This window comes from Streptomyces sp. NPDC006384, from assembly GCF_042870695.1.
In the GTDB taxonomy this organism is placed as follows: Bacteria; Actinomycetota; Actinomycetes; order Streptomycetales; family Streptomycetaceae; genus Streptomyces.
In genome coordinates this window covers 1-22,938 of record NZ_JBIAHR010000032.1, presented here as the reverse complement: position 1 = coordinate 22,938, position 22,938 = coordinate 1, and the positions used below count along the sequence as shown (strand labels likewise).

The window sequence follows — 22,938 nt, the reverse complement described above, 5'->3', positions numbered from 1 at the left end:
GCTCCGCAGACCGGAGAACCCGATGGACATCACCACGCAGAAGCCAACATCTCCCCCCACCCCCCCGCCGTCCCCCACCGAGACCGCACGCGCGGCGCGCGGCGTCACCCGCCCCGGCGACCGGATCTTCCTCGGGCTGTCCCGCGGATCCGGCATCCTCGTGCTGGTCCTCATGGCCGCCATCGCGGCGTTCCTCGCCTACCGGGCCGCGATAGCCATCGGCAAGGACGAGGCCAACTTCTTCACCACCTTCGAGTGGAACCCCAGCGGCCTCCCCCCGCAGTTCGGCATCGCCGTCCTGGCCTTCGGCACCATCGTCTCGTCGATCATCGCCATGGTCATCGCGGTCCCGATCGCCGTCGGCATCGCCCTGTTCATCACCCACTACGCCCCGCGCCGCCTCGGCGGCACCATCGCGTACGTGATCGACCTGCTCGCCGCCGTGCCCTCCATCGTCTACGGCCTGTGGGGCGCCCTCGTCCTCGTGCCGCACCTGGACGGCCTCTACGGCTGGCTGGACGAGTACCTCGGCTGGACCGGCGTCCTCGAGTGGAACGGCGGCGCCCCGCGCTCGCTGCTCACCGTCGGCATCCTGCTCGCGATCATGATCCTGCCGATCATCACCAACGTGAGCCGTGAGGTCTTCCGGCAGGTCCCGCAGATGCACGAGGAGGCCGCGCTGGCCCTCGGCGCCACGCGCTGGGAGGTCATCCGGATGTCGGTGCTGCCCTTCGGCCGCTCCGGCGTCATCTCCGCCTCGATGCTCGGTCTCGGCCGCGCGCTCGGCGAGACGATGGCCGTGGCCATGGTGCTCTCCCCGTCCTTCGACATCACCGCCAGCCTGCTCGACCCGGGCGGCGGCACCTTCGCGCAGAACATCGCCAGCAAGTTCAACGAGGCCACCCCGATGGGCCGGGACGCGCTGATCGCGTCCGGTCTGGTGCTCTTCGTCATCACGCTGCTGGTCAACGGCGCGGCGCGCCTGATCATCGCCCGCCGCAAGGAGTACTCGGGGGCCAACGCATGAGCCACGCAACCCTCTCCGACAAGCGTCCGGGCGGTTCGCTGCGCGGCGCCACCCTGCCCAAGTGGTTCCCCTGGGCGGTGGCCGCCGGATCGGTCGCCCTGGGCCTCGGCATCAGCGCCGCGGCGGGTCTGCACAGCGACATCCAGTGGGCCCTGATCGCTGCCGTCCTGTTCGTCCTCGGCACCTTCGGCGTCTCCGCCAAGGTCGAGGGCCGCCGGCAGGCCAAGGACCGGGTCGCGACCAGCATGGTCTGGGTGGCCTTCCTCCTGGCCGTCATCCCGCTGGCCTCCCTCGCCTGGGAGACCGTGAAGCAGGGCGTCAAGGTCCTCGACGGCTACTTCCTCACCCACTCCATGGGCGTCGTCGCCGACACCGAGCCCGGCGGCGGTATCTACCACGCCCTCCTCGGCACCCTGGAGCAGGTCGGCATCGCCACCGTGATCTCCGTGCCGATCGGCGTGCTCACCGCCGTCTACCTGGTCGAGTACGGGCGCGGCCGGCTCGCGAAGGCCGTCACCTTCTTCATCGACGTCATGACGGGCATCCCGTCGATCGTCGCCGGTCTGTTCGTCCTCAGCCTGTGGATCATCATCCTGGACATGGGCCCCTCCGGCTTCGCCGGTTCGCTCGCCCTGTGCATCCTGATGATCCCGGTGGTCGTCCGCTCCACCGAGGAGATGCTCAAGCTCGTGCCCAACGAGCTGCGCGAGGCGTCGCTGGCCCTCGGCGTGCCGAAGTGGCGCACCATCGTCAAGGTGGTCGTGCCCACGTCCATCGGCGGCATCGTCACCGGCATCATGCTGGCCATCGCCCGCATCACCGGCGAGACGGCCCCCGTGCTGCTGCTGATCTGGGGCACGAACTTCATCAACACCAACCCGTTCCAGGACCCGCAGGCGTCGCTGCCGATGTACATCTACCTGCAGTACGGCGCCGGCTCCGACGCCGCCTACGACCGTGCCTGGGCGGCGGCCCTGACGCTCATCGCGTTCATCATGATCCTCAACCTGGTGGCCCGCGGCATCGCGCGCTGGAAGGCCCCGAAGACGGGTCGCTGACGCGGCCAGAGCAAGAACAGTCGGCGACCCGGACACGCGAAAGAAGAAGTGATACCCATGGCCAAGCGCATCGACGTCAGCGGCCTCAACGCCTACTACGGCTCCTTCCTGGCCATCGAGGACATCTCGATGACCGTCGAACCCCGCTCGGTGACGGCCTTCATCGGCCCCTCCGGCTGCGGCAAGTCCACGTTCCTGCGCACGCTCAACCGCATGCACGAGGTCACCCCCGGCGGCCGGGTCGACGGCAAGGTCATGCTCGACGACGAGAACCTGTACGGCCCCGGCATCGACCCGGTGGCCGTGCGGCGCGAGGTCGGCATGGTCTTCCAGCGCCCGAACCCGTTCCCGACCATGTCGGTGTACGACAACGTCGCGGCGGGCCTGCGCCTCAACGGCAACTACAAGAAGTCCCAGCTGGACGACATCGTCGAGAAGTCGCTGCGCGGCGCCAACCTCTGGAACGAGGTCAAGGACCGCCTGAACAAGCCGGGCTCCGGCCTCTCCGGCGGCCAGCAGCAGCGTCTGTGCATCGCCCGCGCGATCGCCGTCGAGCCGAACGTCCTGCTCATGGACGAGCCCTGCTCCGCCCTCGACCCGATCTCCACCCTCGCCATCGAGGACCTCATCGGCGAGCTGAAGGAGCGCTTCACGATCGTCATCGTGACGCACAACATGCAGCAGGCGGCCCGCGTCTCCGACCGCACGGCCTTCTTCAACCTGGCGGCGGTCGGCCAGCCCGGCAAGCTGATCGAGATCGACGAGACGGAGCGCATCTTCTCCAACCCGTCCGTCCAGGCCACGGAGGACTACATCTCCGGCCGCTTCGGCTGACCCGAACCCCTCGCGGTGCTGCATGGCGGTGCCACCGCGAGGCAAAAATGGGCCCGCCCCCATCCCGGGGGCGGGCCCATTCACATCCACTCAGCCACAGGCAGCCGCCCGCAGCTGCGGGCAGTCGTGCCTCCCCAGAGAGGGGAGGCACCCCGCAACGCCGGGCACCCGGCATACAGCGGCCCCCCGCTACAGCACCGCCAGATTCACCACCCAGAACGACACCGCAGCCACCAACGCCGCCGCCGGCATCGTGATGAACCACCCCAGGATGATGTTCTTCGCGACCCCCCACCGCACCGCGTTCACCCGCTTCGTGGCCCCCACACCCATGATCGCCGACGTGATGACATGCGTCGTCGAGATCGGCGCGTGGAACAGGAACGCCGACCCGAACATGATCGACGCACCCGTCGTCTCCGCGGCGAACCCCTGCGGCGGGTCCAGCTCGATGATCTTCCGGCCCAGCGTCCGCATGATCCGCCAGCCGCCCGCGTACGTGCCCAGCGACAGCATCAGCGCGCAGGTGATCTTCACCCACACCGGGATCGGGTCGCCGTAGTCCTCGACGTCGGCGATGACCAGCGCCATCACCACGATGCCCATCGTCTTCTGCGCGTCCTGCAGACCGTGGCCCAGCGCCATTCCGGCCGCGGACACCGTCTGCGCGATACGGAAGCCCCGCTTCGCCTTGTGCGGGTTGGACCGACGGAAGATCCACATGATCGCCGTCATGACGAGGTACCCGGCGATCAGACCGATCACCGGCGACACGAACATCGGGATGACGATCTTGTCGACCACCCCGTGCCAGTACACGGTCGTACCGCCCGCCAGGGCCGCGCCGACCATGCCGCCGAACAGCGCGTGCGAGGACGACGAGGGCAGGCCGAAGTACCAGGTGATGAGATTCCAGACGATGGCGCCGATCAGCGCCGCGAAGAGGATCCCCATCCCCTTCGAGCCCTCGGGCGTCTCGATCAGCCCCTCGCTGACGGTCTTGGCGACCCCGGAACCGAGGAAGGCACCGGCGAGGTTCATCACGGCGGCCATCGCGAGCGCCGCCCGGGGCGTCAGCGCGCGTGTCGACACGGACGTCGCGATCGCGTTCGCCGAGTCGTGGAAGCCGTTGGTGTAGGTGAAGAAGAGCGCGACCCCGATGGTCACGACCAGAGCGAAGGTGTCCATGGAGGGGTCAGGACTCCTTGACCGCGATGGTCTCCACCGTGTTGGCCACGTGCTCGAACGCGTCGGCCGCTTCCTCCAGCACGTCCACGATCTGCTTCAGCTTGAGCACCTCGATGGCCTCGTACTTGCCGTTGAAGAGGTGCGCCAGCAGCTTGCGGTGGATCTGGTCGGCCTGGTTCTCGAGCCGGTTGACCTCGATCCAGTACTCGGTGAGGTTGTCCATGGTCCGCAGGTTCGGCATGGCCTCGGCGGTCAGCTCGGCGGCCCGCGCCAGCACCTCGATCTGCTGGTCGACGCCCTTGGGCAGTTCCTCGATGTTGTAGAGGACGACCAGGTCGACGGCCTCCTCCATGAAGTCCATGATGTCGTCGAGGGACGACGCGAGGGTGTAGATGTCCTCGCGGTCGAACGGCGTGATGAACGAGGAGTTCAGCTGGTGGAAGATCGCATGCGTCGCGTCGTCACCCGCGTGTTCGGCGGCCCGCATACGCTCTGCGATCTCGGCCCGGGCGGGTGCGTCCGCCCCGAGCAGTTCCATCAGGAGTTTGGAGCCCGTGACGATGTTGTCCGCGGACGCGGCGAACATGTCGTAGAAGCTCGTCTCCCTGGGGGTCAGACGAAAGCGCACGTGGGGTCCTCGGGATGCATCGGTTTCGGTCAGGCTGATGCTAGGCGCATCATCCGGCCACGGCTAACGGGCCGCCTCCCAGTGTCGCGCATGAGGCAGAGTGGTGAGCAGGGGGGCGACCCGGGGGCCCTCGGCCCATGCCGCTCCCAGGGATCCCTTACCCCGCGAAATTGGATACGATATACCCGCTAGGGGTATATGTCCGCCCACCCGCCCAACAGGAGGACGCGATGACGACCACCGAGGCCGGCGCAGGCGCGCCCTCCCCCACCGTGGACGCGGTGGAGACCGACGGCACGGACGTCGTCACGGACCACGACCGCGGCGTGCACGGCTACCACCACCAGAAGGACGAGCACCTCAAGCGTCTGCGGCGCATCGAGGGACAGATCCGCGGCCTGCAGCGCATGGTCGACGAGGACGTCTACTGCATCGACATACTCACCCAGGTCTCCGCCTCCACGAAGGCCCTGCAGTCCTTCGCCCTGCAACTCCTGGAGGAGCACCTGCGCCACTGCGTCGCGGACGCCGCCGTCAAGGGCGGCGCCGAGGTCGACGCGAAGGTGGCGGAGGCCACGAAGGCGATCGGCCGCCTCCTGCGCACCTGAGCGCGCGTCTCCGTCTCCTCTTTCCCCGCGGCCCGGCGTCTACCGGTCGGCGCCTGTGCCGCGCCGTTCCTCGGCCACCCTCAGCACCTCGTCGATGCTCTCGAGGCTGAGCCGTTCCCGGGCCGCCGAGGCCGCGATGATGAGGTCCCCGCACAGCTCTATCTCGGCCAGTGCCACGTGGTCCTGGACTGCCGTACCGCCGAGCGGAGCCACGCGCGTCACCTCGTCTCTGCCGTCACCGGCTTCCTAGAGTAGGGAGCGGCCCACGCGCCGCGCATGGCACGGAAGGGCTAGTCCTTGCCGTCCGCCCCACCGCCCGCGCCGCCCGGCGCCTCGCCGGCTTCCTCGGCGATCTTCCCGGCGTAGATGTCGTCCGCCTCGGGCAGCCGTACGCGCACGGCGGTGCCGAACTCGTAGAGCAGCGTCGTCGAGGAGACGGCCACGGTGCCGTCGCCCTGCCGGTTGGTGAAGCTGAAGCGGTGCCGGATCTTGCGGATGCGGCCCTCGTCGTCGAGGTAGACGTCGAAGGGCACCTCGGCGGTGGCGAAGCCGTCGGCCGCGGCGGCCAGCGCCTCCCTGGTGCCGTCGGACGCGGCCCGCGCCGCACGCGCGAGATCGGCGGTCCCCCGGTAGTGCCGCACCCCGGTCCCCGCGACCTCGGTGCGCCCCACGTACGTCGCCGTCCGCGTCCCCCGCAGCACCTCGGCGGCGGCGAACGGGTCCGTCGCCCCGCCGGTCACCAGGTTCCCGTCGGACAGCGTGGCGGTCGTCACCCGCACCCACTTGTCGTCGGGCACACCGGCGCCCCGGTTCTTCATGAACAGGGCATCCGGCGTGAGCAGTTCGGTGATCGGACGGCGCCCGCCGCTGCCCGCCGGGCCCGGCGGCAGCCGCACCTTCAGCCGGCCGAGCCGTTCCCGGAAGTCGTAGACGCCCTCGCCGCGGATGGTCACCCGCGTCCCGCCACTGGCCATCTCCATGGCCGTACGGGCCCTGGAAGTGCCGGCGGCCACCAGCCGGTCGGCGGCCCGTTGCAGTACCCGGACCGGATCCCCGGGAGGCCCGTCCCGGCCGGCGGCTCCCTGTCCGGCGCACCCGGCCCCGGCGAGCCCCGCACACACCACGGCCCCGACGACGACGGCGGACGTTCCCCTTCTCCCGCTCTCCCGCCCGACCATCGCCACCCGTCCCAGCCGTCCCGGACCCCTGCCGTCCCGGTTAACGACGGGCGGGCGACCCCGGTAACGTGGTGACCGTGGCTCAGCAGGACGCTTGTGAAGCTCCCCAGGACATACCGGAACACCGCACCACCACGGTCGAACAGGGCCCCTTCTGCGTGGCCCGCTGCACCTGCGGCTGGCGGGGCCCGGCCCGCAGAGCCAGAAGCCAGGCCCGCACAGACGCCCAGACCCACGACCGCCCGCTGCCCTAGCTGCGGGCAATCGTGCCTCCCCCAGTGCCTGAACGGCCTGAGAGGTACCCCCAGGAGCGGCACGGGTGGGCGCTGGGGGTCCCCCTCCGGGGGGAGGCACCCCGTCAGCGCCGGGCCGCGCGCCCCACCCCCGCCCAGCCCCCACGCCGGGCACCCCGCAATGCCGACGGCACCGGCACCGGCACCGCCGACCAGGGAAACCGCTACGCGGCCAGGTCCCGCTCCTCCGCCCCCGCGCTCTCCCGCCGCGCCCCCGGAATCACCGCACCACGCCCCGCAGCGCCCCGCCCCCGCGCACTGACCAGCCACCCCACCCGCGGCGACCGCTCCACCGCCCTGACCACCGGCGTCAGCAGCGCCATGGCGACCGGCGACAGCAGCAGCGCCACCGCCGTACCGAGGGCGAACCCGCCGATGACGTCGGTCGGATAGTGCACGCCCATGTAGACCCGGGCGAAGCCGCCGAACAGCGCCAGCACGATCGCGCCGATGCCGAACTTCCGGTTGGCCACGAACAGGGCGACGGCCAACGCCATGACCAGCGTCGCGTGGTCGCTCACGAACGAGTAGTCGTTCTTGCCGTCGACGAGCACTTCCAGCCCGTCGTGGTCCTTGAACGGCCGGGGCCGTTCCACGAAGCCCCGTATCGGCACGTTGACCAGGACGGCGACCCCGGCGGCCAGCGGCGCCCACACCAGCGCGGCCACGGACGACGCGGCGTCCTCGCCGCCCCGCCGCCGTACGCCCCACCAGCACCACAGCACGAGCAGCACGATCGCGAAGAGCAGCCCGTACTCACCCACGAACTCCATGACCCGGTCGAACCAGTGCGGCGCGTCCTTGGCCAGGCCGTTGATGTCGTAGAGCAGCTCGACGTCGGGGTTCGACCCGGAATCAGCGAGTCCAGCCATGTTGCAGCGGCCCCTTCGTCATGTCGTGCGGCGCACCTTGCGCACGCCTTGTCTGCCACCCCCGTGGTTGTAGATCCGCCCGTCCGCACACCTACACGACAACAGGAACGCACGGTCCCCGTTGATACGTTCCACCCTCCACCGAACGATCACGCAGACGTTATCGAAGAGATACTCGTCGTCGCAGCTCAGGGGTGGGGTTCACGCTCCGCTCACACCGTCGTGGGCAACGCTTTCGCGCCATCCGCGGTGACCCGGGTGGCGCCGAAGTAGTCGGGCGTGTCGATCGGGTCGAACCGGATCACGGCCCCCGGCCGAGGCGCGTCGATCATGTACCCGCCGCCGACGTAGATCCCCACGTGCCGGATGGCCCGCGAGTTGGTGAGGTCGTCCGAGAAGAACACCAGGTCCCCGGGGAGCAGCTCCTCCCGGCTCGGATGCGGCCCCGCGTTGTACTGGTCGTTGGCGACCCGGGGCAGCGTGATCCCGACACTCTCGTACGCGGCCTTGGTCAGCCCGGAACAGTCGAACCGCCCTCCCTGGTCGGCGGTCCCGTTCCCGCCCCACAGATACGGCGTGCCGAGCTTCTTCTGCGCGTACGCGATGGCCCCGGCGGCCTGCTCCGACGGGTCGACCCGCCTCTCGGGCGCGGCGAAGCTCTTCTCGAGCGCCCGGATGTTACGCACATAGTTCTGCGTCTCGGTCAGCGCCGGAATACCGCCCGCGTCGATCACGCGGTACGGCCCCGAGTTGTATGCGGCCAGCATGTTGTTCGTGACGTCGCCGGGAACGTCCTTGACGTACTTGGCGAGGTGACAGTCGTAGGACGCCGCAGAGGGAATCGCGTCCTGGGGATCCCACACGTCACGGTCGCCGTCGCCGTCACCGTCGATGCCGTAGGCGGCCCACGTGCCTGGAATGAACTGGGCGATGCCGCGAGCATCCGCGTGACTGAGCGCGTCCGTCCGCCACTTGCTCTCCTGATAAATCTGCGCGGCCAAGAGTGCCGGGTTGATGGCTGGGCACAGGTTGCCCCACGTCTGCACGAGCTGCTGATAAGCGGCGGGGACCGTGCCCTTGGCCAGAGTCTTGCTGCCCGAGACCGCGCCGCCGGCCAGGTTCCCGGCGACGATGTAGACACCCACGACCAGCAGCATGACAAGACTCAGCCCCGCAGCGACCGCGGCGCCGACGACGACCCAGACTTTGCGCATGCCCCAACTTTCCCCCACAGAAGCGCCGTCCAATGACTGCTTTCAGCCATGTCGGGCTCACCGGGCCATTACTTCACCAGGAATCCGTCGCAGGCGATGGAAGCGAACTCGCTCGGTTCCTTGACGTGAAGGAACAGAACGGTCCAGTCGCCCGGTGCCTTGGTGGTGGGAAACGCATCCTGGTACTTCTCTCCCTTCACGTAGTCGACGAAGTCGTCCGGGTACGTCAGCTTCGCGGTGCCGTTGCTGCCCGGCGTCTCGTAGACCTCGTACATGTCGATGGGACGACTGGTGAACCCCAGGGACATGTTGCCCGCTGCCGCGTTGTGCAGAGGCTCGCCGGTCTCCGGGTCGATGGAATAGGGCGGCTTCACCGCCACCGAGAGGAAGTACGACTCGCCCGGCTTGGGGTCCGCGAATTTCAGGCGCACGGTGATCTCCAGAGGGCCAGACGCGTACGAGTCGCTGCCGTCCACGGGTACGACGGAGTACTGGAGGTACTCGTTGCGTTCCTCGGAGGGCAGGTTGCACTGTCCCCCGCCGCTGGACCACATGTCGCGGATCAGTCTGTTCGCCTCCACATAGGCAGGTGCTTGTGCCTTGGGGGCCTCGGCCGTCTGCGTGGTTCCTGAAGGAGTGGTGGCCGGCGCCGATCCGCCGGGGCCGGCGGAAGCGGTGCTCTCCTGGCCTCCCTTGGCACTGTCCTTCCCTTTTTCATCGGGCAGTGCCAGCATCGCCGTGGCCCCTCCGACAACGAGGATCAGACCGACGGCCAGCGCGATTATCCAAGGCTTTTTCCGGTGTTGGGCCGCCGTCCCGGCGACCACCTGGGTCGGCGTGTATCCCATGTGGCCAAGAGGGCGTGGCGCGGCGGTCGGCATGTCGTGCAACCCTGGGGGAGTTTCGGGCCCCGGCGGCACGACTCCCCCAGTATCACCCTCGGGCCGACGTGGCACCGCCTCGACCAGGCTCAGCAAACCCGCGTAGTGGGCATCCTCCACCAGCGCCGACCGCACGCCACAGCGCTCGATGACCTCGGCCGGCGTGGGACGATCCGCCGGGTTCTTGGCCATGCACAGGTCGATGAGGGCAGCCAGTTCCTGCTCGACACCGGCCAGGTCGGCAGGTTCGTACACGGCGCGGTAGTGGATACCCGCCGGATCACCCGAGCCGAACGGCAGGCGCCCGGTCGCGGCATACGCGAGCGTGGCTCCCAGCGCGAAGATGTCCGCGGCCGGTCCAGTCTCGTTGCGCACCAGCACTTCGGGCGCGGTGAAACCGGCTGTGCCGGGTGCATACCCCGTCTCCGTGAGGGCCGCCTGATCGACACCCCGAGCGATTCCGAAGTCGATGAGTTGCGGTCCTTGTCCGGCGATGATCACGTTCTGCGGCTTGAGGTCCCGGTGGGTCACGCCTTGCGCGTGCACCGCGGCCAGCCCTTCCGCCAGTGCGGCGAGTACACCACGGCACGTCTCAGCGGGCAGCGGTCCTCGCTCCTCCACCCCGCGACTCAGCGTCGGCCCGGCGACGTACTCCGTCGCCAACCAGTACGGTGCCGCGTCCAGCGAAGCGTCGATCAGGTTCGCCGTGTACGCGCTGCGCACCGCACGTACGGTCTCCACCTCGCGTCGGAATCGCGCCAACGCGTCCGGCCGGTCCACGATCTCGTCGCGGATCACCTTCAGCGCAACCAACCGCCCGCCCGGCGAGCGCCCGAGGTAGACCTGTCCCATGCCGCCGGCGCCAAGCCTGGCAAGCAACGTGTACGCACCTATCTGCGCCGGATCCTGACCCTTGAGTGCCTCCACGCCCCAGACCTTGCCACAGAGATCAGCCAGATGCAGAGCCCAGTGACAGGCATGCAGGTCTCCAGGGCCAATGGGCGACACAGCGCCAACTACGGCCAGCAGCAGGCGCTTAGGCGCAAAGAGGAGATTTTCCATTGGTTTCCTCTGGTGAACCGCCAGGGCAGTCGCACGATCACTCGGCAGGCGCTTCTTCCCGCGCTGCTGTCCGCCCCGACCATTACGGCAGGTCGGCCCGTCGACACTCGGCCCACAGCAGCTTCCCGCCCTTCGACGCGCCGAGTTCACGCGGCACGGAGATCCCGACGGCGTCGGCGCAGGCACGCACCAGGCCCAGTCCCCGCCCGCTCTCGGCGTCCACCGGGGGCGCGGCGCCGGGGTGCTCACCGCCCCGGAAGCCGGGCGGCACCCGACGGTCGGTGTCCCACACCCCGACCCGCAGCCGCCCCGGCTCGCGCGACAAGATGCGGAGGGAGTAGGGACCAGCGGTGTGCAGATGGGCGTTGGCGAGAAGCTCGGCGGCCACCAGCTCGGCGGTCGGGGTCAGCTCCGCGAAACCGTGAGCGGCGAGAACCGCCCGGAGCGTGGCGCGGGCGATCCCCGGTGCGCGTGGATCGTGCGGGAGGTGAAGTGTGTACCTCCAGGACGGGTCTACGGTGGCCATGGAAGTCTCCGATCGCAGGAAGGAGTTGGGAACTCACTTGCGGTGCCCCAGTGGCCTGCCGACCCGTCGGCCGGTGCACTTCTGGGCGGGGAGGCGCCACGACCGAAGCTAACAGCATCAGGATATTTTCTTTATCCCAAACGGAGCTATAACTACTTCTTCCATCCCTGTGGGTGACAAGTGGTACGGAGGAGCGACGGGCATGCCCGTGAGAAGCAACCCCACGGCGCGGCAGCTCCGCTTGGGCACCGAGCTGCGCAAGCTGCGTGAACGCGCCGGCCTCACCTCCACAGAGGCCGCACGCCGGCTCGGCATCAAGCAGGCCCAGGTCAGCAACATGGAAACCGGACGCCTGCCGGTGAGCGCCGAGCGGGTACGCACCATGGCGTGCCTGTACGAGTGCCCCGACAAGAACCTCGTCGAGGCACTGGCCGGTATGACCGGTGAGCGACGGCGCGGTTGGTGGGTGGAGTACCGCGACGTCCTGCCATCGGGGTTGCTGGATCTGGCCGAACTCGAGCATCACGGCACTGCACTGCGAACCGCCCACACGTCCGGTATCCCCGGCCTGCTCCAGACGCTGGATCACGCCCGCGAGGTGTTCCGTCAGGTCGTCCCCGAGCTGTCACCTCCCGAGGTGGAACACCGGGCCTCGTTTCGCATCAAGCGACAGGCCGTGCTCTTCCGCAAGGACCCGTCCCCCTATCGGGCGATCATCCACGAGGCCGCCCTGCATATGCGGTTCGGCGGACGTCACGTCGCCCGCCAGCAGCTCAAGCACCTGCTCAAGATGAGCGAGCACCCCAACATCTCGCTCCGCATCATCCCCTTCGACGCGGGGGGCTATCCGGGCGCGGGACAGCCCATCTACTACGTCCACGGCCCCGTACCGCAGCTCGACACGGTGCAGCTCGACCAGTCCCACGGCATCGCCCTGCTGGATGCCGATGCCCAGCTGGACAAGTACCGCAAGGTCCTGGACCGCCTGACCGCCCTCAGCCTGATCGAGCTCGAGTCCCGCGCCCTCATCCACCGCGTCATCCAGACGATCTGAGAGGAAGCCATGCAGCCCACCCACTGGCAGAAGTCCTCCTACTGCGGCGAAGGCGAGTCATGCGTACACGTCGCCGCCACCGGTTCCGGCGTCCACCTCACCGAGACCGGCGACCCCACCGGCTCCATACTCACCGTGACGCCCGCGGCCTTCGGCGCCCTGCTCACCGCCCTGAAGACGGGCACCCGTCCGGTGGCCGTCCACGTCACCCTCACCCCTGGGAGTGACGCCGACACCCCTGTCCTCATCCGTCACACCGAAACCCCGGAAACCGTCGTCACGACGGACCGACAGAAGTGGGAGACCTTCGTCCTCGGTGCGAAGGCGGGCGAGTTCGATCACTTCGTAGAAGGGCACAACGACATGACCACGCGTCAGGTTGCGCACCGGCATCATTGCCCGGCGTAACCTCCTGTGATACACAGAGTGACGATACGACTCTTTTCACGCCGGCCCGCACCGCCCCACGAGGACCCGGCGCGGGCCGGTGGCAAGCTGTTCGCACGAAACCCGCCAAACAATGACGTCAAGTCGACATACGACCGCGGCATTGTCGGCGACAATGAGGCCTGACCTCTGCACCAACGCAGGGGGCACGGAACTACCCAACAGGGGCGGTGACTTACATGCTCTTTGCGGCCGACGAGGGAGACATCAACACCATCATCGGGGGGATCGCTCCGGACTGGGGCCCCTTCGGCAGCCTGGGCAACGAGGCGAAGGTGATGATCGAGGTGGTGATGGCCGTCGCCATCCTGCTCTGCCTCGGCATCGCCATCTGGGGCGCCGCCAAGCAGCGCATCGGCGCCACGGCCCTGCGGGACACCTTCAGCGCCGAACAGGGCAAGGGCCTCATCATCGCGGGCTTGACGGGCGTGTTCATCATCGGCTCGCTCGGCACGCTCTTCACCATCGTGTACGGCATGGCCGTGTAGACGGACGCCCGGTTCCCCCTCCGTCCCACCCGCCCGTCGTGCCCACCGACTGAGGTTGCGTTTTCCTGATGTCCAGTCACCACACAGCACGCGAGCGGGAGCCGGCACGGCTACCGTCATACTTCTACGGCATGGGGTACGACGTGTTCCCGCACGACGTCGAGGGGGCGTACGCGGCATGAGTCTCGGAGACGACCACCAGTCCTCCGGCGGTTACGGCGGCACGGGCCACACCCGCACGCGGCTGCCCGACGCGGACGGCGGTCCGCGGCGCGGCAGCCGCTCGTCCTCGCGCAGCCTGGTCACCGTGGTCGGTGTCGTCGTCCTCCTCATCGCCGCGATCGCCTTCGCGAACCGTGGAGGAGACGATTCCGCAGCCTCCGGCGAAGCGGCCGGCGACAAACCGAAGACCTCGGCGACGGCGCCCTCCGGCACGCAGCCGGTCACCACCAAGGCAGCCGGCATCCCCTCGGGCTTCCCCCACGACGAACAGGGCGCGCAGAGCGCTGCGGCGAACTATGCCGTGGCACTGGGCTCGGCCGACATGTTCGACAAGGCCAGACGGGACTCCATCCTGCAGGCCATCATCGTTCCCGCCAGAGTGGCGGACTTCAAGGCCACCCTGGACAAGGCTTACAGCCCCAGCTTCAACAAGAACATCGGGCTGAACGATGACGGTACGCCCCCTAAGGGGTACACCTTCGTGTCCCGCACAAGCCCGATCGGCACCAAGGTCATCGCGGGCTCGTCCGACAACACGACCGTCGAGGTCTGGTGCAGCGGCCTCCTCGGCCTCGCAGGCCAGGACTCCACTGCTCCCGTCACGAGCAGTTGGTTCACCATCACCATGGAACTTGAGTGGATCGGTGATGACTGGAAGATCGTGACGCACTCCCAGAAGGACGGCCCGGCGCCCATTCCCGGGGATGACAAGGCGTCCAGCGCTGACGAGATGGCGAAGGCCGTCCAGGAGTACGGAGGGTTCACGTATGCCCGCTAACCGTCGCGTACTCGAGCTGACGGGAGTCACCGCCGCCGTACAGGTGGCAGCTTTTCTCTTCGCCACGCGTGCCTTCGCCGCACCCACTCCCTCCCCCACTCCGAGCAACGACCCCTGTGACCTGATCCACGGCCCCGCCAAGGACTACTGCGAACGCGGGGAATCCGGCGGCGGCTCCACCGGAGGTGCCGGCGGGGACGCCCCCGGCGTCACCTCCACGCTCGACCCCCTCGCCTCCCTCGCCAAGGGCTGTGCCGACGCCGCCGCCTGGACCGTCGACACGCTCAGCGACGCCGTGAAGACCACCGCCGAGGTCGACTTCACGAACGGCACGTTCCTCAAGCAGTACGCCGTCGTCTTCGCGGCGTCGACGATCCTCACGCTGGTCCTCTGGCTGCTGGCGGTCGCCAAGCGCGCCGTGCGCGGCGTGCCCTTCGCCACCGCGCTCTCCGAGGCCATCGGGTTCCTGTGGCTCACGGTCCTGGCCTCGGCGTTCACCCCGCTGATCCTCTACACGGTCGTCTCCGCCACCGACGCGGTGACCGATGTCCTGGCGAAGGGCACCGGGGACCAGACGGACACGTTCTTCGGCACGTTCTCCGACGCGCTCAAGCAGGGCAACGACATCGGCGGCGGCCCGATCATGCTGATCCTGGTGTCGTTCGTGTCGATCATCGCCGCGGGCGTCCTCTACCTGGAGCTGTATCTGCGGGCCGTCCTGCTCTACGTCGGCGCCCTGCTCGGTGTCGTCGTCTACGCCGGTCTGGTCGACAAGAACCTGTGGGGCCACGTCCGCCGCTGGGCGGGCATCATGATCGCCGTGATCATGGTCAAGCCGGTGATCGTCATCGTGCTGGGACTCGCGGGCGCGCTGACCACGGAGGAGGGCCCCGACTCCGTCGCCGCCATCGTCTCCGGCCTCGCCATCATCCTGCTCGCCATCTTCGCGTCCGCGATGATCTACCGCTTCGTCCCCGGCTTCGGCGACGAGATCGCGAACAGCCGCAACAACCGCATCATGCAGGGCGCCGAGGGCAAGGCCGCAGCCGTGATCAGCTCCCCGGCCAACCTCGTCGCCCAGGGCATCAGAACGCACAGCACCCGCCACAACGGTGACGGCGGAGGCGGCGGGGGCCAGTCCGGCTCCGCCGCGTCCCGCCCCGCCAATCCCGCCTCCGGCGGGGTCGCCGCGCACAGCTCGCGCCCCTCGGCCGGCAGCGGAAGTGTCCCCTCCGCCGCACCCGTGCCGCGCTCCGCCAGCCCGGTGAACACGCCCCACGCCGGCAACACCCGCAACAGCAACAACAGCTCAGGAGGTGACGGGCGTTGACGACCGAGTCCCACGTGTCCCACCAGGTCACGCCCCGCCGTACGTATCTGATCGGCCGCGCCCGGCCGAACGCGATCGTCGGCCGCAATCGCGAGACCGGCGAGATCGCGCTGATCGTCGTGGGCGCGTTCCTCGGCATGATGTGCGGGCTCCTCGTCCCCGTCCTGACCCTGCGCATCGTGCTGCTCGTCGGCTTCCCGATGCTCGCGCTGGCCGCCGTCTACGTGCCGTACAAGCACCGGACGTTCTACAAGTGGTTCGAGATCAACCGCAGTTACAAGCGGACCCTGCGCAACGGCGCCACCTACCGTTCCGGCGTCATCGAGGCCGGCACCCGGCTCGACGGCCGGGAGGTCGAGGTCGGTCCGCCGCCCGGCATCGGCCGCATCACCTGGCTGGCGGCGCCCTTCGGACCGGACGAGATCGCCGTGCTGCTGCACGCCGACCGCAAGACGGTGACGGCCGCGATCGAGATCGAGGGCCCCGGCGTCGGTCTGCGCGACTCCGAGGACCAGGAGGCCCTCGTCGACCGCTTCGGCACCCTGCTCAAGCACGTGGCCAACGGCGACGGCTTCGTCACCCGCATCCAGATGCTCGCCCGCACCCTCCCGGCCGACCCCGACGCGCACGCCAAGGACGTCGCCCTGCGCGGCGACGACAAGGCGCCGCCGTGGCTGCAGCGGTCGTACGACCAGCTGCAGTCGATGGTGTCCACCAGCAGCGAGCAGCACCGCGCCTACCTCGTCGCCTGCATGCACTACACGCGCGAACTGGCCGCCGAGGCCCACACCATGGCCCGCGCGGCCCGGGCGCAGAACGGGCGCAGGGTCGACCGGGACGCGGGACTCGCCGTGGTGATGGCGCGCGAGCTGACCGACATCTGCTCGCGCCTGCAGGAGGCCGACATCCGCGTCCGCCAGCCGCTCGGCCAGGGCCGGCTCGCCTCCCTCATCCACTCCATGTACGACCCGGACCACCCGATCGACCACATCCAGGCGATGACCAAGCGCAACGCCTGGCCGGCCGAGCTGGACGCCATGGAGCCCACCTACCTCCAGGCCAAGACCCGCGAGTCCTCCACCCGCGCCCCCTGGTGCCACGCCACGGCCTGGATCAAGGAGTGGCCGATGACCCCGGTCGGCGTGAACTTCCTCGCGCCGCTGCTCGTCCACACCCCGGACGTCATCCGGACGGTCGCCGTGACGATGGACCTCGAACCCACCGAGGTCGCCATCGAGCGCATGCTGACCGAGAAGACCAACGACGAGGCCGAGGCCTCCCGCGCCGCCAAGATGAACCGCACGGTCGACCCGCGCGACGTCGCCGCCCACAGCCGCCTCGACCAGCGCGGCGAGGATCTCGCCAGCGGCGCGGCCGGCGTCAACCTGGTCGGCTACATCACCGTCTCCTCCCGCTCCCCCGAGGCGCTCGCCCGCGACAAGCGGACGATAAGGGCCTCGGCCGGAAAGTCGTACCTGAAACTGGAGTGGTGCGACCGCGAGCACCACCGCGCCTTCGTGAACACACTTCCGTTCGCCACCGGCATCCGAAGGTAGGGGCTGAGCCTGATGCGGGACCCGCTGACCGTCCTCACCGACGCCTTCACGTCCTTCCTGTTCGGGAAGGTCGAGACGACCCGCCTGCCCGTGCGCACCTCCACGGGCCAGGCGCAGGCCGTCTACCTGCCCACCGCCGCCCCCGGCCTCGGCGACTCCGGCGTGATCATCGGCCGCGAGGTCTACTCCGGCAAGGGCTACATCTACGACCCCTTCCAGCTCTACGGCCAGCAGCTCCCCGCCCCCCACTGGCTGGTCCTCGGGGAGTCCGGCAACGGCAAGTCGGCGCTGGAGAAGACGTACGTCCTGCGCCAGCTCCGCTTCAAGGACCGCCAGGTCGTCGTCCTGGACGCCCAGGGCGAGGACGGCGTCGGCGAGTGGAACCTCATCGCCGAGGAGCTGGGCATAACGCCCATCCGGCTGGACCCGATGGCCGCCCTGGACCACGGCATCCGGCTCAACCCCCTCGACCCGGCGATCACCACGACCGGCCAGCTCGCGCTGCTCCGCACGATCATCGAGGTCGCGATGGGGCACGGCCTGGACGAGCGCTCCGGTTTCGCCCTCAAGGTCGCGCACGCCTACGTCAACGAGACCATCGTCGAACGCCAGCCCGTTCTCACCGACATCGTCGAGCAGCTCCGCCACCCCGAGCCGGAGTCGGCCGAGGCGATGAACGTCGACATAGACGACGTACGGGCCTGGGGCCTGGACGTGGCGCTGGTGCTGGACCGGCTCGTCGACGGCGACCTGCGCGGCATGTTCGACGGCCCGACGACCGTCGGCATCGACCTCGACGCGCCGCTCATCGTCTTCGACCTGTCCCACATCGACCGCAACTCCATCGCCATGCCGATCCTCATGGCCATCGTCGGCGTGTGGCTGGAGCACACCTGGATCCGCCCCGACCGGAAGAAGCGCATCTTCCTGGTCGAGGAGGCCTGGCACATCATCAACAGCCCGTTCGTGGCGCAGCTGTTCCAGCGGCTGCTGAAGTTCGGGCGCCGGCTGGGTCTGTCGTTCGTGGCGGTGGTGCACCACCTGTCGGACGTCGTGGACGGCGCGGCGGCGAAGGAGGCCGCGGCCATCCTGAAGATGGCCTCGACACGGACGATCTACGCCCAGAAGGCCGACGAGGCGCGGGCGACCGGCCGGGTGCTCGGTCTGCCCCGGTGGGCGGTGGAGATCATCCCGTCGCTCACTCCGGGCATCGCGGTGTGGGACGTCAACGGCAACGTCCAGGTCGTCAAACACCTGGTCACCGAGACCGAACGCCCCCTGGTCTTCACCGACCGCGCGATGACCGAGTCCTCCGCCGACCTCGCCGACGACGCCCTGCGCGCCGCCGAGCTGGAGGCGGAGCAGCGGGCGGCGGCCTTCATGGAGCAGCACATCGCCGACTCGTCGGAATCGACGGTGGCGTAGGCACAGGGGGAGGAACGGGACGGATGAGACCGGACGACCAGCGGCGGGACGGCCAGGGCGGCGGCATCCCGGACGGCCTGCTGATCGGCATACTGGCCTTCCTCCTCGGCATGACCCTGCTGGTGTGGACGGCGACGGGCCTGTCCGGTCTCTTCTCCCACGGCTCCTGGCCCGCCGGCGTCACCTTCTCCGCCACCCCGACGGCCATGCGCCACCTGGTCGCCGAGCCCCACGACCTCCCCGGCGCCTGGCCCGACGCCCCGGCGGGAGCACTCTCCGGGTACGGGCTGTTCTGGGGGCTGTTCATCGGCCAGCTGATGGTGCTGGTCGTGCTCGCGGTGTTCGTGATGGGCACGGTGGCCCGCTGGAAGGCGGTACGGCAGCGCCGGCGCGAGGAGGCCTCGGCGGCCGCGCAGAAGCGGACACAGACGCCGATGCCGACACCGATGCCGGAGCCGATGCCGGAGCCGGAGCAGCCCCGGGTGCAGCCCCACGCGCACGAGGTACCGACCCCGAGGGCACCGCGGCTCGAGACGACACCGGAAAAGGAGCCCCGCCCTCCCGTGGCCGGCGGCCCCCGGCCCGGCGGGTGGGAACCGCACCGCGCCGCGGCCGGGGTGCGCTACGGTCCCCCGGACACCCGCCGTTCGACCGCCGTGGACGCCCTGCGCGCGGCCGAGGGCGCCGCCCTCGTCGTCACCTCCAGCCCCGCCCTGTGGCAGGAGACCAAGGACGCCCGCGCCAAGCTCGGACCGGTCCTGCTCTACGACCCCGCGCACCTCTGCGACACCCCGGCCCGTCTCCACTGGTCCCCCACCAGCGGCTGCGAGGACAGACAGACGGCCACGGCCCGGGCCGCCGGTCTCCTCGCCCCCGTCCGCCCCACCGCCCGCCTCGACCAGGCCGTCGGCGACACCGCGGAGCTGCTCCTGCGCAGCTACCTCCACGCCGCCGCCGTCGACGGCCGTACCGTCCGTCACGTCCACCGCTGGTCGCAGGGCCTCCAGGTCCAGGACGCCGTACGCGTCCTGCGCACCAGCCCGAAAGCCGCGCCCGGCGCCGCGGGGGAACTCGAGGGCGCCCTCACCGCGCATCCGGACCGCCGGGACATGGCTCAGCAGCTGACCGCCCGGGCCCTGGCCGCCCTCTCCACGGTCAACATCCGCGAGGCGTGCACTCCCAACCGAACCGATGCGCTCACCCTGGATTCCTTCGTCCACGAACAGGGCACGCTTTACGTGGTGGGTGAATCCATCGAGGACCCCCGGACGAGCCCGGGCGCGATGCCGCTGCTGACGGCGCTCGTCTCCAGCGTGGTCGAGCACGGCCGGCGCGTGGCCGAACGGTCATCCTCCGGTCGGCTCGACCCACCACTCACCCTCGTCCTGGACGACGTCGCCGCCGTGGCCCCGCTTCCCCAGCTCCCCGAGCTGCTGGCCACCGGAGCGGACCGCGGGATGCCGACCCTGGCCCTGCTCCGCTCCCGTGAACAGGGCCGCACCCGCTGGCCCCACGACGAACTGCCGGTGTGACGCGCAGGGACGGGGAACGGGGCCGCGGCCGGCCGGTCAGCGGTCGACGACGAACTCCAGCTCCGTCTCCTCCGGCTTCCCTTCCAGTCGCACGGTCCGGCCGCTGGGCACGAGGCCTGCCTTGCGATAGGCGCCCTGGGCCCGGCCGTTGTCCTCGTGCACGAACAGCCGCACCCGCTGCGCCCCTGCGGACCACGCCCACTCCAGCCCGGCGTCGAACAGGGCCTTGGCCAGCCCGCTCCCCCGCCACTCGGGCCGCACGAACACGCCGACGACGTGCCCCTGCCGCCGGTCCACGGGGAGCCCCGCCCAGTCCGTCGTCCCCGGCTCCTCCATCAGCACGGTCAGCGAACCGAGCCACTGCCCGCCGGGCCCCTCCGCGATGATCTGCTGCGCACCCGAGGCGCCCTCGGCCGCCTTGGCCGTGCGGTCCTGCCAGTAGGAGTCCGGCCGGGCGACGGCGTTCTCGTAGGTCTCCAGGAAGGCGAGGTGCGCCACCGGGTCGCGCAGCGCACGCAGCCGCAGCTCCTTCACGGCGGGCCACTCGTCTGTGCGTATGGAGCGGATCACGTAGTCACCGGGGGTCGAGACACTCATGGGGGCCACCGTAGTACCGGGGTACTACGGTCCTCATCCCATATCCGGCCCCGGGAAGGACGACCCCGCCCGCCCGCCGGCGCGATCATGGGCGGATGGAGCCCGTGGTGGAAGAACGAGCGGCGGAACCTCTCACCGAGTACGTGCAACGCGTCAACCGGCGGGTACGCGCCTTCGACCGGCGCCGCCCGCTCGTGTGGGACCTCCTCGTCACCGTCTTCTGGATGACGGCCGCCCTGATCGACTACTCCGGCGGCGGCTGGCGCAGCGTCGCCCACGACACGGACGTACCCGGCGCACTCGTTCTCGCCATGAGCCTCGGCCTCTCGGTCCCCCTGCTCTGGCGCCGTGCCCGCCCCCGCACCGCCCTGCTCGCCATGGCTCCGGTCGCCGTGCTGAACGCCTGGTCGGGCGCCGCCCTCCAGGTCTCCCTGCTCCAGCTCGTCCTGCTCTTCCACGTCACCCTGCGCCTGCCGCTGCGCAACCTGTGGTGGGCGGCGGCCCTGGCGACGGTTCCGACGTGCGTGACGCTGGCCCGCTTCGGTGAGGACGGCGGTCCCTGGAACCAGCAGCTCGGCTCGCATCTGATGTCCGTCGGCGTCGTGGCCCTCATCGCCGTCACCGTCCGCACGCGGCGCAACTACACCGAGGTCCTGGAGGACCGTGCCCGACGTCTGGAGATCGAACGCGACCAGCAGGCCCAGCTCGCCACCGCAGCCGAACGGGCGCGCATAGCCCGGGAGATGCACGACATCATCGGCCACAACCTCTCCGTCATCACGGGGCTCGCCGACGGCGGCCGTTACGCCGCCGTCAAGTCCCCGCAGCGCGCCGGCCAGGCCCTCGACGCCATCGCCACCACCAGCCGCCAGGCCCTCACCGAGCTGCGGCGCCTGCTCGACGTGCTGCGTGACGAGGAGGAGGGGGAGCGGCCCGAACTCGCCCCGCAGCCCGCGCTCGCCGACCTCGGCCGGCTCGTCGACGGTGTCCGCAGGGCGGGCCTGTCCGTCAGTATGACCGTCCGGGGTGACGCCACGCTCGCCCCCGGCCGCCAGCTCGCCCTCTACCGTGTCGTCCAGGAAGCCCTCACCAACACCCTCAAGCACGCCGGCCCCGGTGCCACCGCCCGCATCGACCTCTCCTACGGGCCCGGCGGCGCCGTCGCTCTCACCGTCACCGACACCGGCCGCGGCGGCCCCGCCCCGGCCTTGTCCGACGGCCGGGGCCTGCCCGGAATGCGGGAGCGAACGTCCCTGTACGGCGGCACACTTGAGGCCGGCCCCCGTCCGGCCCCCGACCGGGGCTGGCGCGTCCACCTGCGACTACCGGAGGAAACCCCGCAGTGACCACCGTCCTCATCGCCGACGACCAGCCGCTGCAGCGGTTCGGTTTCCGGATGCTGCTGGAGAGCCAGGACGACATGGCGGTCGCCGGAGAGGCGACAGGCGGCACCGAGGCCGTGCGCATGGCGGCCGAACTCGCCCCCGACGTCGTCCTCATGGACATCCGTATGCCCGGCCTGGACGGCATCGAGGCCACCCGCCGGATCGTCGCCACCGGGGGCCGCACCCGGATCCTCATCCTCACGACCTTCGACCTCGACGAGTACGCCTACGCCGGCCTGCGCGCCGGTGCCTCCGGTTTCCTGGTCAAGGACGCCCAGCCGGAGGAGCTGCTCTCCGGCATCCGCGCGGTTGCCTCCGGAGACGCCGTGGTGGCCCCGAGCCTGACCCGCCGCCTGCTCGACGCCTACGTCCACCATCTGCCGGCATCCGCCGGACCGGGCGACTCCCCCGATCCGCGCCTGGCCGCCCTCACCGACCGGGAGACCGAGATCCTGCGGGTGATGGGCCAGGGCTGGACCAACACGGAGATAGCGGAACGCCTTCATCTGGCGGAGTCCACGGTGAAGACCCACGTGGGCCGCATCCTGGCCAAGACGGGCTCCCGGGACCGCGTGCAGGCGGTGATCCTGGCCTATGACACGAAGCTGGTGAAGCCGGCCTGACAAGCCTCCTGAAAAGACCCTGCAAATATGGAGGCAGAAATGCAGAAAGCCCCGCACCGTTCCCGGTGCGGGGCTCTCCTCAATGATTGTTCGGCGGTGTCCTACTCTCCCACAGGGTCCCCCCTGCAGTAC

24 protein-coding genes are annotated in these 22,938 nt (G+C 69.8%); 15 read left to right on the top strand and 9 right to left on the bottom strand.

Annotated features, from left to right (window positions below; translation table 11 throughout):
• The first annotated feature begins 22 nt into the window (after positions 1–22).
• The 3 genes from pstC to pstB are packed head-to-tail and all read left to right on the top strand — an operon-like array spanning position 23 to position 2,919.
• Positions 23–1,027 (top strand): phosphate ABC transporter permease subunit PstC, encoded by a 1,005-nt coding sequence (gene pstC / locus ACFYOJ_RS32210; RefSeq protein ID WP_356557146.1) that lies wholly within the window; start codon positions 23–25, stop codon positions 1,025–1,027.
• On the top strand, positions 1,024–2,085 hold the full coding sequence (pstA, locus tag ACFYOJ_RS32205; RefSeq protein ID WP_356557145.1) for a phosphate ABC transporter permease PstA: 1,062 nt from the start codon (positions 1,024–1,026) through the stop codon (positions 2,083–2,085). The genes pstC and pstA overlap by 4 nt, the downstream gene beginning before the upstream one ends.
• A 57-nt stretch (positions 2,086–2,142) precedes the next feature.
• Positions 2,143–2,919, top strand: a complete 777-nt coding sequence (pstB, locus tag ACFYOJ_RS32200) for a phosphate ABC transporter ATP-binding protein PstB (protein ID WP_356557144.1) — start codon at positions 2,143–2,145, stop codon at positions 2,917–2,919.
• Positions 2,920–3,108: 189 nt separating this feature from the next.
• Here the strand turns inward: pstB and pitH are convergent, their stop codons facing one another.
• Together pitH and ACFYOJ_RS32190 are read right to left on the bottom strand one after the other, a co-directional pair.
• On the bottom strand, positions 3,109–4,107 hold the full coding sequence (gene pitH, locus ACFYOJ_RS32195) for a low-affinity phosphate transporter PitH (protein ID WP_356557143.1): 999 nt from the start codon (positions 4,105–4,107) through the stop codon (positions 3,109–3,111).
• A gap of 7 nt (positions 4,108–4,114) precedes the next feature.
• Entirely contained in the window at positions 4,115–4,735 is a 621-nt protein-coding gene (locus ACFYOJ_RS32190) for a DUF47 family protein (protein ID WP_356557142.1), read from the bottom strand.
• Between the two features lie 230 nt (positions 4,736–4,965).
• Here ACFYOJ_RS32190 and ACFYOJ_RS32185 point away from each other — a divergent pair, with 230 nt between their 5' ends.
• Positions 4,966–5,343 carry a metal-sensitive transcriptional regulator gene (locus ACFYOJ_RS32185; protein WP_356557141.1) on the top strand — a complete coding sequence of 126 codons (378 nt, stop codon included), beginning with the start codon at positions 4,966–4,968 and terminating at the stop codon, positions 5,341–5,343.
• Between the two features lie 39 nt (positions 5,344–5,382).
• On the opposite strand, the gene ACFYOJ_RS32180 is transcribed toward ACFYOJ_RS32185, so the two are convergent.
• Positions 5,383–5,565, bottom strand: coding sequence for a hypothetical protein (locus ACFYOJ_RS32180; protein ID WP_356557140.1), 183 nt, complete (start codon positions 5,563–5,565; stop codon positions 5,383–5,385).
• Between the two features lie 68 nt (positions 5,566–5,633).
• A complete protein-coding gene (locus tag ACFYOJ_RS32175; RefSeq protein ID WP_356557139.1) occupies positions 5,634–6,521 on the bottom strand; it encodes a hypothetical protein in 888 nt (295 codons plus the stop codon).
• A 68-nt stretch (positions 6,522–6,589) separates the two neighbouring features.
• Between ACFYOJ_RS32175 and ACFYOJ_RS32170 the strand changes: the two genes are divergently transcribed.
• Complete coding sequence (locus ACFYOJ_RS32170; RefSeq protein WP_388598403.1) at positions 6,590–6,775, top strand: hypothetical protein; 186 nt, start codon at positions 6,590–6,592, stop codon at positions 6,773–6,775.
• 203 nt (positions 6,776–6,978) lie between these two features.
• On the opposite strand, the gene ACFYOJ_RS32165 is transcribed toward ACFYOJ_RS32170, so the two are convergent.
• The 4 genes from ACFYOJ_RS32165 to ACFYOJ_RS32150 form a co-directional block, all read right to left on the bottom strand.
• Entirely contained in the window at positions 6,979–7,686 is a 708-nt protein-coding gene (locus ACFYOJ_RS32165; RefSeq protein WP_356557137.1) for a phosphatase PAP2 family protein, read from the bottom strand.
• Between the two features lie 212 nt (positions 7,687–7,898).
• Positions 7,899–8,900: a bifunctional lytic transglycosylase/C40 family peptidase gene (locus ACFYOJ_RS32160; RefSeq protein WP_356557136.1), complete on the bottom strand. Its 1,002-nt coding sequence runs from the start codon at positions 8,898–8,900 to the stop codon at positions 7,899–7,901.
• A 68-nt stretch (positions 8,901–8,968) separates the two neighbouring features.
• The gene (locus ACFYOJ_RS32155) at positions 8,969–10,843 is read right to left on the bottom strand and encodes a serine/threonine-protein kinase (protein ID WP_356557135.1); all 1,875 of its coding nucleotides are present in this window, start codon (positions 10,841–10,843) and stop codon (positions 8,969–8,971) included.
• Positions 10,844–10,925: 82 nt separating this feature from the next.
• Complete coding sequence (locus tag ACFYOJ_RS32150) at positions 10,926–11,369, bottom strand: ATP-binding protein (RefSeq protein WP_356557134.1); 444 nt, start codon at positions 11,367–11,369, stop codon at positions 10,926–10,928.
• 202 nt (positions 11,370–11,571) lie between these two features.
• On the opposite strand from ACFYOJ_RS32150, the gene ACFYOJ_RS32145 reads away from it, so the two are divergent.
• From ACFYOJ_RS32145 to ACFYOJ_RS32110, 8 genes are all read left to right on the top strand, one after another.
• The gene (locus tag ACFYOJ_RS32145; RefSeq protein ID WP_356557133.1) at positions 11,572–12,423 is read left to right on the top strand and encodes a helix-turn-helix transcriptional regulator; all 852 of its coding nucleotides are present in this window, start codon (positions 11,572–11,574) and stop codon (positions 12,421–12,423) included.
• 9 nt (positions 12,424–12,432) lie between these two features.
• On the top strand, positions 12,433–12,831 hold the full coding sequence (locus ACFYOJ_RS32140; RefSeq protein ID WP_356557132.1) for a DUF397 domain-containing protein: 399 nt from the start codon (positions 12,433–12,435) through the stop codon (positions 12,829–12,831).
• A gap of 218 nt (positions 12,832–13,049) precedes the next feature.
• Positions 13,050–13,358, top strand: a complete 309-nt coding sequence (locus ACFYOJ_RS32135) for a hypothetical protein (protein ID WP_019526682.1) — start codon at positions 13,050–13,052, stop codon at positions 13,356–13,358.
• Between the two features lie 178 nt (positions 13,359–13,536).
• Positions 13,537–14,358: a hypothetical protein gene (locus tag ACFYOJ_RS32130; RefSeq protein WP_356557131.1), complete on the top strand. Its 822-nt coding sequence runs from the start codon at positions 13,537–13,539 to the stop codon at positions 14,356–14,358.
• Positions 14,348–15,688 carry a hypothetical protein gene (locus ACFYOJ_RS32125; protein WP_356557130.1) on the top strand — a complete coding sequence of 447 codons (1,341 nt, stop codon included), beginning with the start codon at positions 14,348–14,350 and terminating at the stop codon, positions 15,686–15,688. Before ACFYOJ_RS32130 ends, ACFYOJ_RS32125 begins: the two co-directional genes overlap by 11 nt.
• Entirely contained in the window at positions 15,685–17,244 is a 1,560-nt protein-coding gene (locus ACFYOJ_RS32120; RefSeq protein ID WP_356557129.1) for an SCO6880 family protein, read from the top strand. Before ACFYOJ_RS32125 ends, ACFYOJ_RS32120 begins: the two co-directional genes overlap by 4 nt.
• Before the next feature lie 12 nt (positions 17,245–17,256).
• Positions 17,257–18,669, top strand: a complete 1,413-nt coding sequence (locus ACFYOJ_RS32115; RefSeq protein ID WP_356557128.1) for an ATP-binding protein — start codon at positions 17,257–17,259, stop codon at positions 18,667–18,669.
• Between the two features lie 23 nt (positions 18,670–18,692).
• Positions 18,693–20,201 (top strand): TraM recognition domain-containing protein, encoded by a 1,509-nt coding sequence (locus ACFYOJ_RS32110; protein ID WP_356557127.1) that lies wholly within the window; start codon positions 18,693–18,695, stop codon positions 20,199–20,201.
• Between the two features lie 36 nt (positions 20,202–20,237).
• Here the strand turns inward: ACFYOJ_RS32110 and ACFYOJ_RS32105 are convergent, their stop codons facing one another.
• Positions 20,238–20,798, bottom strand: coding sequence for a GNAT family N-acetyltransferase (locus ACFYOJ_RS32105; protein WP_356557126.1), 561 nt, complete (start codon positions 20,796–20,798; stop codon positions 20,238–20,240).
• A gap of 95 nt (positions 20,799–20,893) precedes the next feature.
• Here ACFYOJ_RS32105 and ACFYOJ_RS32100 point away from each other — a divergent pair, with 95 nt between their 5' ends.
• Positions 20,894–22,144: a histidine kinase gene (locus ACFYOJ_RS32100; RefSeq protein ID WP_356557125.1), complete on the top strand. Its 1,251-nt coding sequence runs from the start codon at positions 20,894–20,896 to the stop codon at positions 22,142–22,144.
• Entirely contained in the window at positions 22,141–22,806 is a 666-nt protein-coding gene (locus ACFYOJ_RS32095; protein ID WP_356557124.1) for a response regulator transcription factor, read from the top strand. Before ACFYOJ_RS32100 ends, ACFYOJ_RS32095 begins: the two co-directional genes overlap by 4 nt.
• Positions 22,807–22,938 lie beyond the last annotated feature (132 nt).